General features: G+C 65.3%; 12 protein-coding genes. 2 read left to right on the forward strand and 10 right to left on the reverse strand.

Annotated elements, in window-relative coordinates:
• Window positions 1–29 precede the first annotated feature (29 nt).
• From NLM32_RS36895 to NLM32_RS36935, 9 genes are all read right to left on the reverse strand, one after another.
• Entirely contained in the window at window positions 30–821 is a 792-nt protein-coding gene (locus NLM32_RS36895; RefSeq protein ID WP_254133599.1) for a fumarylacetoacetate hydrolase family protein, read from the reverse strand.
• Window positions 822–910: 89 nt separating this feature from the next.
• The gene (locus NLM32_RS36900; protein WP_254133600.1) at window positions 911–1729 is read right to left on the reverse strand and encodes an alpha/beta fold hydrolase; all 819 of its coding nucleotides are present in this window, start codon (window positions 1727–1729) and stop codon (window positions 911–913) included.
• Window positions 1729–2517, reverse strand: a complete 789-nt coding sequence (locus NLM32_RS36905) for an SDR family oxidoreductase (RefSeq protein ID WP_254133601.1) — start codon at window positions 2515–2517, stop codon at window positions 1729–1731. Before NLM32_RS36905 ends, NLM32_RS36900 begins: the two co-directional genes overlap by 1 nt.
• A 10-nt stretch (window positions 2518–2527) precedes the next feature.
• Window positions 2528–3499: a tripartite tricarboxylate transporter substrate binding protein gene (locus NLM32_RS36910; RefSeq protein ID WP_254133602.1), complete on the reverse strand. Its 972-nt coding sequence runs from the start codon at window positions 3497–3499 to the stop codon at window positions 2528–2530.
• A gap of 211 nt (window positions 3500–3710) precedes the next feature.
• The gene (locus NLM32_RS36915; RefSeq protein ID WP_254133603.1) at window positions 3711–5345 is read right to left on the reverse strand and encodes a carboxylesterase/lipase family protein; all 1635 of its coding nucleotides are present in this window, start codon (window positions 5343–5345) and stop codon (window positions 3711–3713) included.
• Between the two features lie 83 nt (window positions 5346–5428).
• Window positions 5429–6865, reverse strand: coding sequence for an MmgE/PrpD family protein (locus NLM32_RS36920; protein WP_254133604.1), 1437 nt, complete (start codon window positions 6863–6865; stop codon window positions 5429–5431).
• Between the two features lie 18 nt (window positions 6866–6883).
• Entirely contained in the window at window positions 6884–8338 is a 1455-nt protein-coding gene (locus NLM32_RS36925) for an MmgE/PrpD family protein (protein WP_254133605.1), read from the reverse strand.
• On the reverse strand, window positions 8328–9362 hold the full coding sequence (locus NLM32_RS36930; RefSeq protein WP_254133606.1) for a PdxA family protein: 1035 nt from the start codon (window positions 9360–9362) through the stop codon (window positions 8328–8330). The genes NLM32_RS36925 and NLM32_RS36930 overlap by 11 nt, the downstream gene beginning before the upstream one ends.
• Before the next feature lie 17 nt (window positions 9363–9379).
• Window positions 9380–10693, reverse strand: coding sequence for a cation:dicarboxylate symporter family transporter (locus NLM32_RS36935; protein ID WP_254133607.1), 1314 nt, complete (start codon window positions 10691–10693; stop codon window positions 9380–9382).
• Window positions 10694–10828: 135 nt separating this feature from the next.
• On the opposite strand from NLM32_RS36935, the gene NLM32_RS36940 reads away from it, so the two are divergent.
• Both NLM32_RS36940 and NLM32_RS36945 read left to right on the forward strand, forming a co-directional pair.
• Window positions 10829–11797: a LysR family transcriptional regulator gene (locus tag NLM32_RS36940; RefSeq protein WP_254133608.1), complete on the forward strand. Its 969-nt coding sequence runs from the start codon at window positions 10829–10831 to the stop codon at window positions 11795–11797.
• Window positions 11798–11843: 46 nt separating this feature from the next.
• Window positions 11844–12743, forward strand: coding sequence for a LysR substrate-binding domain-containing protein (locus NLM32_RS36945; RefSeq protein ID WP_254133609.1), 900 nt, complete (start codon window positions 11844–11846; stop codon window positions 12741–12743).
• Window positions 12744–12823: 80 nt separating this feature from the next.
• Here the strand turns inward: NLM32_RS36945 and NLM32_RS36950 are convergent, their stop codons facing one another.
• Complete coding sequence (locus NLM32_RS36950; protein ID WP_254133610.1) at window positions 12824–14287, reverse strand: amidase; 1464 nt, start codon at window positions 14285–14287, stop codon at window positions 12824–12826.
• Window positions 14288–14292 lie beyond the last annotated feature (5 nt).

Genomic DNA, 14292 nt, shown 5'->3' on the forward strand with positions numbered 1-14292 from the left:
CCCTCCAGCACTGAATTGCTCGCGGATACTCAGACGATCTTGATCGACATATCGGGCAAGCCTTCGAGCTTGCACAACAGCACATCGCCCTTCGCCACGGGGCCGACATTCTCCGGCGTTCCGGAATAGATGATGTCGCCAGCCTTCAACTCGAACGCTTCCGAAAGCTTCGCGATCTGCTCGGCGACGCTCCAGATCATCTTGCTGAGGTCCGAGCTCTGCTTCACGGTGCCGTTGATCGCGAGCGAAATCGCACCCTTCTCGAAATGACCGGTCTTGCTCACGGGATGGATCGGGCCGATCACCGCAGCATGGTCAAAGCTCTTGCCGATCTCCCACGGCTTCTTCTCCGCGGCCATGCCGTTCTGAAGATCGCGCCGGGTCATGTCGAGGCCGAGTGCGTAGCCATAGACATGGTCGAGCGCTTTCTCGGCCGGGATGTTGGTCCCGCCGGATTTCAGCGCCGCGACCAGCTCGACCTCGTGGTGGTAGTTCTTGGTCAGCGACGGATAGGGATGATCGGCGACCTCGCCGATCGCAACGTTCTGGATGGCATCCGTCGGCTTCTGGAAGAAGAACGGCGGCTCGCGGTTCGGATCGGAGCCGCGCTCGATCGCGTGCGCCGCATAGTTGCGGCCGATGCAGTAAATACGACGGACCTGGAATACGCTCGTCTCGCCGACGATAGGGATCGCGACCATCGGCACCGGGAAGATCGGCTTGGGCGCAGCCTGCGCTGCGGCCGGCGACACATCTGCGAGGCCTGCAGCGGTCATCGCGGCTGCGGCAGTGAGCACGCTGCGTCGGGTGGTTTTTGTCATGGCGTCACTCCCTGATTTTCGCCGTTTCTTGTCGGAACGTCAGTCTTAGAGCCAAACGACGGGCGGGCCAATGGCCCGCCCCGTACGCCTTAAGTCGCGACGCGATCGAAGAACTCGCGCACCTTTCGCGCGCAGGTGTCGGGGTCCGTCGCGGCGACATGATAGGAATCGCCCGGCAGCACTTCGAGCTTCGAGCCCGGGATCGTCTCCTGCCACGCTTTCACGGACGCAACGTCGCCGAGCCCCGAGCCGGTCGTGGTGATCACCAGCGCCGGGCGCTTGATGGCCGGGAGTTCGCCGGTGACGTCGACGGTCGGCACCATCTGAAGGAACGCTTCCAGCGTCGACGCCTTGGTCTTCGACATCAGGCTGATCCACCAGTCGAGCGCCGCGGGCGGCAGTGACGAGCCGAGCCGGCCGGCCGTGGTCTCGCGGACCCAGGCCTCGACGCCCTGCTCGCGGATCTGCTTGCGCCAGGTCGGCGCCCGCTCGTTGAACGAGGTTAACGACGCCGGCGCGCCGACCGCGGCAACCGCGATCACGCGATCCGGGTGCTTGGCCGTGAGATGCATCGCCAGCGTGCCGCCGATCTTGCCGCCGATCAGGAACACGCGATCGAGCTTCAGCGCATCCAGCATCCGAATGATATCGTCGCCGAGGCCGGCGAAGCGATAGACATAGGTGCCCTGCATCGGCGTCGAATCGCCGTAGCCGCGAAGATCGGGCCTCACCACCAGATGATGCGTGGCAAAATACGGCACCCAGCGCCGGAACGCCTCGCCGCTCTCGGCGAGCCCATGAAGCATCACGACGGGCGGCTTGGTGTCCCACGGCAGGAGATAATCGTCGACGCGAACCGCAAGCTCGCAATCGTCGCTGACACCGATCATCCGCAGTTCGCTAGGCATCAGATATACCTCGTTCCACCGCCATCGACATTGATGCAGGTACCCGTAATGAAGGATGCGCGGTCTGAACAGAGGAATGCAACGATCCCTGACACCTCATCCGGCTGTCCAACGCGGCCAAGCGGAACCGAGGCGATGGCTGCCGCATTGGTTGCGCCCTGATCCTGTCCGGAGATGGCCGCCCCCTGGGAGATCAGGCTGTCCCAGCGATCGGTCTGCACCGGACCGGGATTGACGCCGGTAACCAGCACATTGTCAGGCGCGCATTCCTCGGCGAGCGCGAGCGTGAAGTTGAGCAGCGCCGCGTTGACCGCGCCGCCCGCCATATAGGCCGCGCGCGGCTGATGCCCGCTGCGACCGATGATGTTGATGATGCGTCCCCAGCGGCGGTCGCGCATCTCCGGCAGCACATTGCGCGCACAACGCATGTAGCCCAGCAGTTTCAGCTCGATCGACTTGGCCCAGATCGCATCAGGCGTTTCCGCGATCCGGCCCATCGGCGAGGCGCCGGCATTGTTGACGAGGATGTCGACGCGGCCAAAGACCTCGCGCGCGGTATCCATGGCGCGGGCGATGTCGTCCGGCCTGGTCATGTCGCCGGCACATGCAATCACCCGCCGGCCGGTGTCCCGCGACATGTCTTGCGCGGACGCGGCAAGGCGCTCGGCATCGCGGGCCACGATGACGACATGCGCCTGCTCGCGCGCAAGCTCGGCAGCAATGGCCCGGCCGATACCGATGCTGCCGCCGGTGACGATGGCAACCTTGCCGCCCAGATTCAGATCCATGCTACGCCCTTCAGTCTACCGTGGCGCCGGAGGCTTTGACGAGCTTGCCCCACTTTGCAGTCTCGTCCGTCATGAATTGCCCGAACGCATCGCCGAACACCGTGCCAGGCTCGGCCCCGAGCTCGGCAAGCCGCTTCTTGACGTCAGGCATCTTCAGGATCGTCTCGAGCTCGCCGCTCAGCTTGGCGAGCGCCGGCGCAGGCGTCTTGGCCGGCGCCACCAGTCCGAACCATGACGACGCCTCGAAACCCGGCACGGTCTCACCGACCGTCGACACATCAGGTAGCGCTTCCGCCCGCTTGGCACCGGCCACCGCGATCGCGTTGATGGCCTTGCCTTGCACCTGCGGCAGCACTGCCGGCATGTTGTCGAACATGAACGGGATCTGGCCCGCAAGCAGATCGTTCATCGCCGGAGCCGCACCACGATACGGCACGTGCACGATATCGATGCCGGCCATGCTCTTCAGCAGCTCGCCGGCGAGATGATTGGTCGACCCGATGCCCGACGAGCCGAAATTCAGCGTGCCCGGCTTGGCCTTGGCCAGCGCAATCAGCTCGCCGACATTCCTTGCCTGCACCGAAGGATTGACGACCAGCACGATCGGCACCGAGGCGATCAGCGCGACCGGCGCAAAGGCCTTTGCCGGATCAAACGGCAGCTTCTTGTAGAGGGAGCCGTTGATCGTCAGCGGCGGCGGCGCGGTCAGCAGCAAGGTATAGCCATCGGCCTCTGCGCTCGCGACCGCCTCGGCGCCGATATTGCCGCCGGCACCACCACGGTTCTCCACGAGGAAATTCTGGCCGTTCCGCTCGGTCAGCTTCTGGGCAACGATGCGGGCGATGATGTCGTTGGACCCGCCGGCCGGGAACGGCACGATGATCTTGACGGGCCGGGAGGGATAATCCTGCGCGAGGGCCGGACCACAAAGCAGGATCGCGCCGCAGGCGGCAAGAACCCAGCGGCGGCAGTATCGGTACATCAGGCGTTTCCTCTCTCTTAGTTTATCGTTGATCGCAGGACGTCAAGCCGTCATCAACGGCCTCAGCTTGCCGATATCGCGGGCGGAGATGTCAATTGCAGCCGCCGCGGCGGCATGTGCTGCCGCAGTACGACGACCCCGCATACGGCGATCCATTGCTTCGGCTTCATGCTTCTTCCCTTGAGTATGCGTGGATGCCCCGCATGACGTCTCACCATGTCGGCGCCACCAGCCCTGAGCTTTCCCAGAAGGCGCATTTGTGGGCATCGGCGAAGTCGCGGCGCATGACAGGCGTGTCCGAAATCGAGAGCACGGCCCGATCATCGCTGGTGAAGCGGCGCCAGCGAAGGCGCTCGGGGCCGCTCCCATTCGTATTCGCATTTGCCTCGCCTCCGTTCGGCTCTCCAGTCGCGGCGAAAGCGCTCCAATAGCCCGCGATCATGCGCGACAACGCTGCGTGCCGACCAGGCAGCGCATGCGCATCGTTGTCGTTGTTGAAGAGGTAGCCGAGATCGGTCGTATGGTAGGACAGGTTCGGCAGGTCGCTGCCTTGCACGAGCGGCTGCTGCTGCATGGGATCGGCGATGTCGAGCTCGTAGCCGTAGACGGGCACGGAAGCCGCGAGCGCGTTACGCGTGAGATTGGCCATGCAAGCGAAGCGCCGGTCCGTCAGCGCGCTGCCGATCAGGGTCGAGGCGGTGGCGTAGGCCTCCGGCACGTACTGCGCCGCCACTACGTCGGCTTTGTCGCCAAAACTGGATTTGAGCATGCCCGGAATGTCGCCTGGCAACATGATCCGCTTGAGGACATCGGATTCGACGCGCGCCGTGAAGAGATAGTTTTCCTTGGCGTTGGTTCCGATCAGCACCGGCACCTTCATGAAACGTCCCTGCCGAAACGCCTCAAATGGATCAAGCGGCAGGACGATCCCATCCTGGATCATGGTCGGTCTAGCCGTCATGCGCAGGAAGGCGTCGGAGCGCGCGGAGCGCAGGCAGGCCAGCGTCTGCACCGTGCCGCAGCCGATCTCATCCAGCGAACTGGCATACCGCTCGCGCTCTGCCTGCTTGAGCGGCAGAGTGTGTGCGCCGTCGGTCGCGCTCTGCACGATCGCGCGGTGAAACAGTCCCTCCGAGCCGGGCGATGCCAACAGTCCGAGCACGGCGTTGGCGCCGGCGGATTCACCCATCACGGTGACGTTGCCTGGATCGCCGCCGAATGCGGCGATATCCTGGGCGATCCAATGCAAGGCCATCTGCAAGTCTTGAAGGCCGTAATTGCCCGAGATATGACGGGCATCCACATCGTCCAGCGCGGGTGCCGCAAGAAAGCCCAGGGCGCCGACCCGGTAATTAACGGTGACGACGACCGCATCGGCAGCTAGCGCGAGATGGGTTGCGTCATACTGCTTCGCAGCACCATAGCCTTCGACGAAGCCGCCGCCGTGGATCCATACCATGACCGGCCTGCCACGCGCGCCGACGCTGTTTGCCGCCGTCGGCCTCCAGATATTCAGATAGAGGCAATCCTCGTTGCTGCTCGCGAGTCCGGCTGGATCGGGCGATGGCAATTGCGGACAGGCCGATGGAGGTACGATCGCGCGCAATGGCGCGCTCCAGGAAGCAGCCGGAACAGGCGGCGCAAGACGACGCTCTCCCGTCGGCGGCAGCGCATAGGGAATGCCTAGAAACACGTCCGTATCGTCGTGGCGCGCTCCTTCCACCCTGCCGAGGCTGGTCTGAACCTTTGGAACGCCCGAAGCGTCGTTCTGGGCGTCGGCCGCCGACAACCGCATCACGAACATCAGCGCGATGAGCGCCACCAGGCGCGAGTGTCTCGTTCGCATGGCCTTCTTCCTCCCTGCGGCTGGTGCCTTGATCTGACACCTCGCCAGTTGTGCGCGACGGCTCAACGCGGCCGGCGATCTTCTCAAGCTACCAGCAATTCGCGGAGCTGGCTTACATCCCCGACCGCCTCCAGATTGTTGATTTGCTCGATGAGCCTGTCGGCCTTACCCGAACCCAGCACAGGTGCCATCAGGTCACGTGCCTTCGCGCCAACCGCCTGCGTGGAGAGCGCATTTTCTTTGGTGCCCGGCGGAAACCTGGTGAAATGGTCAATCTTCCGCCCATCCGTCAACGTGACCTCGACCTTGGCGCCGCGCGGCGCCGCCGGGTCCATCAGCGCCTTGTCACCGGCCAGCGTCACCTTGGCGCGCTGCTCCAGGATCTTTGGATCGTGCATCAGCGCGACGTCATGACTGTCGTTGAACGACACCGCGCCCTTGACCAGCGCGACCGCCACGAGGTGCTGGCAATTGACGTCCGGCATCGCGCTTTCGCCTACAATTCCCATCGCATCGGTCGGCAGCTTGACCAGGATGCTACGGACGTTATCTGGCGTGAGGCTGTGCTGCTTGCGCAGCGTCAGCATCGCATCCAGCGGCGACTGGATCGGATAGCCGACCGAGAAGGTCTTGATCGCGGTTTCCGTGACATAGAACAGCTTGCCGAGATCCTTCACCATCTCCTCGGGCTTCGGATCGGTCGACAGCGCGATGAAGAGATTATGCGTGCCGTCGAGCACGTCGTCGACACCGGTCAGGCCGTTGAGAACCATGTCGACCGCCATGACGCCATTGCGGGCGCCCATGCCGGCGAAGTCAAACGCCTTCTCGATGTGATCGTGGTCCTTCACCCAGCTCCACAAGCCGGAAACCTGCTGCGACGAATAGGAGATCGCGTAGCGCATCCCCTTCTCGTCGAGCCGTGCGAGCGAGGCCGCCGCGCCGAGCGCACCGAAGGTCGATGATGTTCCCTCGGCGCTGCGGTGCGTGCCGCGCACGAGATCCGGGCCCAGCGCCATCAACAGGCGGCAGGTCAAATCGTAGCCGAGCGCGACGGCACGAATGACGTCCTGTCCGCTGCGATGCTCCCGCTCACCGAACGCGAGCGCGGCCGGTACCACAGAGCATCCCGGATGCGCCTTGGTGACGGGCTCGAAATCGTCGGTCTCGTCCGCATGCGCACACATCGCATTCGCCAGGGCCGCGTTGACTGCCGTGGTGCGAAAGTCCGAGCCGACCACGGAGGCCTGGGCATCGCCGCCGAGCGTGCGCACGTATTTGAGCGCCATCTCGCCCGGCTTCATGCGCGATCCCGAGATCATCGCGCCGAGCGTATCGAGGATGCGGTGCTTGCATTCGCGCAGCACCTGCTCGGGCAGCTCCTGGTCCCGCGCGGCAACCATGTAGCGGGCGAGCCGCTCCGTCACGCCCGGTCCGGCTGCGAAAGCCACGCGGCCGCCGGTGGCAGCCAGAGCGGCGACCGAACCGGAGGATTGCAGGAAATGGCGGCGTGACCGCATTGCTTCTCTCCCTCGCGATCAGACCGCGACCGACATCTTGGCGATCTCTGCCGCGCTCGGCAGATTCTCGACACCCCAGCAGGCATCCATCACGCGCCGGATGGTCGCCGCGGGAATGATGCCGTCGGCAAGGTCGGAGAACTTGGTTTCGAGCTGCTTGTCGGTCATCGGCACCTCGACGCTGCCGATCGCATGCTCGATGTACCGGTTCAGCTTGCGGCCGTCCTTGAGCACGATGGTCATATCGACCTGCTCCGGCTTGATGCCGGGGGTGATGACCGGGAACACCCTCTCGCGCAACGCGACGATTGTGGGGTCGTTCACCGCACGATCGCTGAACTGCTTTTCGCCGCCGGCGCCCTCGACGATGGCGACCGCGACCGAATGATAGATGCTGAACTTGCCTTCGAGTCCGAGTTTCGGCGTCTTCTTGCCGGTCAGCTCGAGCACCAGCGGATGGATCTTGAGATCGACCCGCTCGATCTGGTCGGCAGTCAGCTTATTCTCGTTGCGGAGCTGGATCGCCGCATCGATCGCGGGATGAATGACGATACCGCAGGCGAACGGCTTGTAGGTGTTGAGAGCGGCCTCATAGCGCTTGCCGAGGTCGCCGAGGATCTCGTTGTAATCCTGCTTGGTGCTGATCGCGTTGGCCCAGCCGCGTTTGGCCTCGATCATCGCGTCAGACGACGTGAAATTCTTCGAGGCCAGGATCGCCGCGAAAATGCCGCTGGAGGCAGCACGGCCCGGATTGAAGCTCTTGTTCATCGAGCCGAAGGATTCGCGCAGACCCACGGGCTGGGATGCGGCGAGGCCGAGCGCCCAAGTCATCTGCTGCTCGTTGAGCTTGAGAAGCTTGCCGACGGCCGCGGCCGAGCCGAACACACCGGCCGTGCCGGTGATGTGCCAGCCGACATCGTAGTGGTTCGGGTAGACCGAGTTGCCGATCCGGCACTCGGTCTCGACGCCGAGCACGAGCGCGTTGAGGAAGTCCTTGCCCGAGACCGGCTGCATTTCCGACAGCGCGAGGATCGCCGAGGCCACGGGACCGGCCGGATGGATGATCGTCTTCAGATGCGTATCGTCATAGTCGAAGATGTGGCTCGACACGCCGTTGATGAAGGCGGCGTTCATGATGTCGAACCGCTCACGCCGTCCGAACAGGGAAGCCTGCTGCGGCCCGGAGAACGGGCCGAGCGCGGACACCGCGATATCGACCGTCTCGTGATGCGATCCGCCGATGGCGACGCCGACCCAGTTCAGCAGCGTCCGCACGCCCTCTTTTCGGACATTGGCCGGCAAGTCGTCGTGCTGCGCGTTGACGAGATAATGCGCCAGTGCGCGCGTCACCTCCTTGGGCGGCGCGGCAGCGGGCGCTGCAGCTGGGGCTTGCGCGAAGGCCGCGTTGGCACCGACTGTGGCCAGAGGCAGCGCAGCCGCCGCCTGGAGTAAGGTCCTGCGATCAGTGCGCATAGGCAGCCTCCTTGACCTTGATCGACACCAGCTTGGCCGCCAGACGCACTGCGCTCTCCAGCGCACCGGTGTTGGCGACGCCTTGGCCTACGATATCGAACGCCGTGCCGTGCGACGGCGTGGTGAAGACGGTCTCGAGCCCCGCGGTGACGGTGACGCCGCGGTTGAAGCCGCGCAGCTTGGTCGCGATCTGGCCCTGGTCGTGATACATCGCGACCACGCTGTCGAACTCGCCGGCGAAGGCGCGGATATAGACGGTATCGGCGGGATAAGGCCCGGTGCAGGCGATGCCGGTCTTGGCGGCGGCCTCGACCGTCGGACGGATCATCTCGATCTCGTCGCGGCCGAACAGGCCGTTCTCGCCGGCGTGCGGATTGAGAGCTGCGACCGCGATGCGCGGCTTGGCGACGCCGGCCCGCCGCATCATGCGGTCAACCAGCTCGATCGCATCGGTGATGCTCTCCGGATTGATGCCGTCGAGCGCCTCGCGCAGCGATTGGTGCCCGGTGACGCGCGACATCCATTGGCCGTCGAGCACGTTCATCTCGGAGAAGTAGGTCTTGTGCCCCAGCAGGCTCGCGAACATCTTGTGCTCGTCGGGAAACTTCCAGCCGCCGTCGAACATCGCGCGCTTGTTGAGGGGCGCGAAGGTGATGGCATCGACCTCGCCGGCCTTGGAGAAGTCGATCGCGCGCGAAAGGGTCTCGCCGGTCAACCGACCGGATTCGGCGCTGGCCTTGCCGAGCGGGATTTTGGCGGGATCGGTATTGCCCAAGTCAACGAGTTGCACTGTGCCGCGGCCCCATTTTGCGGCCTTCGGCGAGGCAATCCGCTCGACCTTCAGCTTCACGCCGGCATGTTCCATGCCCATGTCGAGCACGCGGGCATCGCCGACCACCACGAGACGCGCGACATCGGCGAGGCGGTCGTCCGAGAGGATGCGCGCGATCTGCTCGGGGCCGATGCCGGTGCAGTCGCCGGGTGTCAGCGCGATGACAGGAAGTTCGTTGTTGCTGATAGCCATATTGAAGCCTTGGATCCTTACTTCGCTTGCTGGATTTGCGCGGCGGACTGAGCCCAGTCCTCGCGATTGAATTCGCCGTCCCATTTCGCGACCACGATCGCGGCGACCGCGTTGCCGATGGTGTTGGTGATGGCACGCGCCAGCGACATGAAACGGTCGATGCCGAGCAGCAGCGCCAGCCCTTCCGCCGGGAGCCCTGCGGCGACGACGGTCGCAGCGAGTGCTGCGAACGCACCGCCGGTGACGCCGGCCGCGCCCTTGCTGGTGAACAGCATCACCACGAACAGGCTCAGCTGCTGCGCGGCCGTGAGCTCGACACCGTAGACCTGGGCGACGAAGATGGTGGAGAGCGGCAGCGTCAGCGCAACGCCGTCGAGATTGAAGGAATAGCCGGACGGAATGACGAGGCCGGCCACAGCGCGGCCGACGCCGGCTTTCGGCAGCTTTTCCATCATGCCGGGAATGGCGGTCTCCGACGACGAGGTGCCGAGCACCACCAGCAGTTCGGTCCGCAGCAGGCGCAGGAGATCCATCAGGCGAACGCCGACCAGGCGGCAGATGGTGCCGAGAATGACGAAGATGAAGAACGCCATCATCGCCCAGGCGGTGCCGACCAGAAGCGCCAGCGCATAGAGCGTCGCGGCGCCGAATTTTGCCACGGTGAACGCCATGGCCCCGAACGCACCGATGGGCGCCAGCGCCACCACGACATGAACCACGCTGAACACGAGCTCGGTCACGCGCTCGAGGCCCGTCCGCAGCGGGCCGGCTTTCTCGCCGAGCAGCAACAGGCCGATACCGCAGAGCAGTGCCAGCACCAGCACCTGAAGCACGTCGCCGGCGGCAAAAGCGCCGACGAAGCTTTCCGGCACCATGTGCTGGATGTAGGCCGACAGCGATCCGACATGGGCCTGCTGATAGCGCGCGACCGTCTCGGCCTGCTGCGCGGTGGCGTGCGCGACGCCCGCGCCGGGCTGCACCCAGCGCACCACGACGAAACTGATCAGGAGACAGATCGTCGTCACCACCTCGAAATAGGCGAAGGCCTTGAGGCCGATGCGCCCGACCGCTTTCATGTCGCCGACCTGCGCGATCCCGGTGACCACGACCAGGAAGATCAGCGGCGCGATGGTCATCTTGATCAGCGAGATGAAGACATCGCCGAGCGGCTTGAGCTCCACCGCAAAGTTCGGAAACAGAGCACCGAGCAGCGCGCCGAGCGCGGCGCCGGCGACCACGAGGACATATTGCTCGCGCCAGAGCGGCTTGCGGCGGCGTTCGGACGTGGAGCTCGCCATGGGTTCAGACAGCGGCGTCGCGGCAATCTGCAATGTACTTTCCTCCAACGGCATCGGCGCCATGCGTTGACGGCGCTTCGTTCTTGTCTTTCGATGGCGTTTACATTGGACCAGCGGCGTGTCAGGCGCTAATGCCGTATCGGTATGATTTGAGGACGAAACGGCATCATGGACCTGGTCTGGCTGGAGGATTTCCTTGCCATCGCCGAGGAGGGCGGCTTCTCCCGCGCCGCCGAGCGGCGGCACGTGACCCAGCCGGCGCTGAGCCGTCGCATCAAGTCGCTCGAGGACTGGCTGGGGACACAGCTGTTCGAACGCTCGACCCACACCATCACGCTCACAGCCGCCGGCGAGAGCTTTCGCCCGGTCGCCGAGGACGTGCTGCGCCGGGTGCTGGTCGGCCGCGAGGAGGCGCTCGAAGTGGCCCGGCTGAAAGCCGAGACCATCACCTTCGTCGCCACGCATTCGCTGTCGCAGACCTTCTTCCCGGAATGGATCCGTAACTCCGATGGCGCGCGCGCGGGCTCAGCCGTGCAGCTCGTCGCCTCGAATTTCGCCGGATGCGAAAAACTGCTGCTGGACGCGCAGGCGCACTTCATGCTGGCGCACTACCATCCGTCGCTGGTGAGCCGGCTCGACATGGACCGCTTCCAGCGCATCGATCTCGCCACCGACGTGCTGATCCCGATCAGCGCGCCGGCGGCAAAGCCGGGCCGCGGTGGCAGCCGTAGCAAGAAGCCACTGCCGCGCTACCCCCTGCCCGGCGCATCCGGCGCGCCGCTGCCCTATCTCGCCTATCACCCGGGCTCGGGCGTGGGGCGGCTTGTCACGTCGTTCCTGGCGGCAAAGGATCCGTCGGCCTGGCTCGTTCCCGGCTTCTCCGCGCCGGTCATGTTGCTGATCGACATGGCGCGCGAGGGGCGCGGCGTGACATGGGCGCCGATGAGCCTGGTCCGCGCCGATCTCGACCATGGCCGCCTGCTGCGGGCCGGCGGCGGAGACTGGGACATTCCGATCAATGTCTCGCTGTTCCGCACCCGCGCCCGCATGACCCGGGCGGCCGAGAATTTCTGGAATTCGGTCCGCAAGGGCCGGCCGGGCGTGAAATCCGCCGCATCTGCGTCTCGGGCCAAGTGAGGCCTAGCATGGAACTTGCATAAATTCTGGGCGACATGGACGCCGCATGAACCTCATCAGTCTCGACATCCGCATGCTCAGGTCGCTGATCTCGGTGGTCGAGACCGGCAGCATCACCGAGACCGCGCGACGGCTGGGCCGCACCCAGCCGGCGATCACGCTGCAGCTGCAACGGCTGGAGGAGCTGACCGGCAAGCAGCTGTTCGAGCATGGCGGCCGCAGGCTGACGCTGACCGACGACGGCACCACCGTCCTCACCTACGCCAAATCCATCCTGAGGCTGCATGACGAGCTGATCTCGCAGCTGGCGTCGCAGGAGATCGAGGGACAGGTCGTGCTCGGCACGCCTGACCTCTACGCGGCATTCATGCTGCCACAGATCCTCAGCGTGTTCAGGAAATCGTTTCCGCGCGTGCAGGTCGAGCTCAACTGCGCGCTGTCGACGCCGCTGGTCGGCCTCGTCAAGCGCGGCGATGTCGACATCGCGCTCGTCACCCGCATGAACGATTTCACCGGCGGCCAGGTGGTGCGGCGCGAGCAGCTGGTCTGGATGACCGGCGAGCAATCCGCCGCGCATCAGGAGCGCCCGATCCCGCTCGCGCTGCTGCCGCCGGGCAACATCTATCGCGACTACGCCATCGATACGCTGGAGCGCGCCAATCTGCGCTGGCGCATCGCCTGCGTCAGCGAGAGCGTCGGCGGACTGCAGGCCGCGGCCTTCGCGGGCATGGCGGTCACCGTGCTCGGCCGCAGCGCGCTGGTGCCGGCGATGCGCGAGATCGGGCCGAACGAGGGCCTGCCGCCGCTGCCGAAGATCGAGCTGTTGCTCTACAAATCGAGCGGGGCCACCTCGAAAGCGGCGACCGCGCTGCACGACTATCTCGCGCATTACCTGCGCCTCGACGAAGAGCTCAGCGGCCGCGGTGCGCCGATCGAGCTGGGCTAGGCCCACACAACATCGAAAACAACCCCATGCACAGTAGAACGGCCCTTGTTTGCAAAGCGGTTTTCGCGCTCCTCCTCCGGCTAGCGTAACGCCACCTGCGGCCAGAACTTGGCCCAGGGCTGCGCCTGCTCGAACGCGGCTGCGATGCGGAAGATGGTGGGCTCGTCGAGCCAGGGCGCGACGATCTGAAGCCCGATCGGCATGCCGTCGCGATCGAAACCGCAAGGCAGTGTCGCCGCCGGAAGCCCGGCGAGATTGATCGGCCAGGTGAAGGGCGACCAGCCGAGATGCGGATCGACCTTCTTGCCATCGATCGTGTCGACGCCGATCCGGCCAGCCTCGAATGCGGTCACCGCGACCGTCGGCGTCACCAGCACATCGACGCGCTCGAACAGTTTGACGAAGGCATTGCGTGCCTGGCCGCGGCGGTAACTGGCTTCGATGTAGTCCGTTCCGGTGTAGCGACGGCCGGCGCTGACGACTTCGCGATAATCAGCTTCGGAACTAGCGAGATCGGCAGTCGTCTTGGTCGCCACCGCCGCCGCCTGTTCGGTGAACGCGATCGGCTTCAGCGTGTGCTCCAAAATGCCGGGATCGAGACCCGGCCCATCCATGGTGACCTGCGCGCCGCAGGAATCCAGAATGGCGAGCGCCTTGCCAAAGGCAGCACACACATCGGGGCTGACGGCGGCGTAACCGAGATCGGCACTGGCGCCGATGCGAATGCCATCGAGCCGCCCTGCATTCGCGTCGAAGCGGCGCGTGGACACGGGAAGGCTTGCGGCATCACGTAGGTCGTAGCCGGCAATGATCTCCAGCGTCAGCGCGGCATCCGCGACCGTCCGCGTGATCGGCCCGGTATGCGCGAGCGAGGCCCAGGACGGCGGCGAGAAGCCGGGCGAGCGGGGCACCAGGCCGAAGGTCGGCTTCAACCCGAACACGCCGCAGAAGGACGACGGCACGCGGATCGAGCCGACGCCGTCGGTGCCGATCGCGATCGGGCCGCAACCGGCGGCGACGCCCGCCGCCGCACCGCCGCTCGATCCGCCGCTGGTGCGGCCGGGATTCCAGGGATTTCGCGTCGTACCCGTGACGGGGCTGTCCGCCGTCAGCTTGTAACCGGATTCGCAAGTCGTGGTCTTGCAAGTGACGATCGCGCCGGATGCTTTCAGCGCCGACACCACGGCGGCATCGACGTCGGGCACGAACGCCTTGTTCATCGGCGAGCCGGCATAGGCCGGCACGCCCGCAACGAACACGAGGTCCTTGATCGTGACGGGCACGCCGGCGAGAGGTCCTTTGGCTTCGCCCGCACGCATCTCCTTCGTCAGACGATCTGCCTCCGCCCTCGCCTGCTCGTACATCGGCGTCACCACCGCGTTGCAGGTCTCGCTGGTCGCCTCTAACGCAGCAATGGTGTCGTCGACGACATCGCGCGGCGTGAATGCCTTGCGCCGGTACCCGGCCATGATCTCGATTGCAGAAAGCGCGCCAAGGCCAGTCGGCGCCGGCGGGAAGGCCGCTCGGCCGGAACCATCAGTCATCATCA

It is taken from the genome of Bradyrhizobium sp. CCGUVB14, from assembly GCF_024199935.1.
Taxonomy (GTDB): domain Bacteria; phylum Pseudomonadota; class Alphaproteobacteria; order Rhizobiales; family Xanthobacteraceae; genus Bradyrhizobium.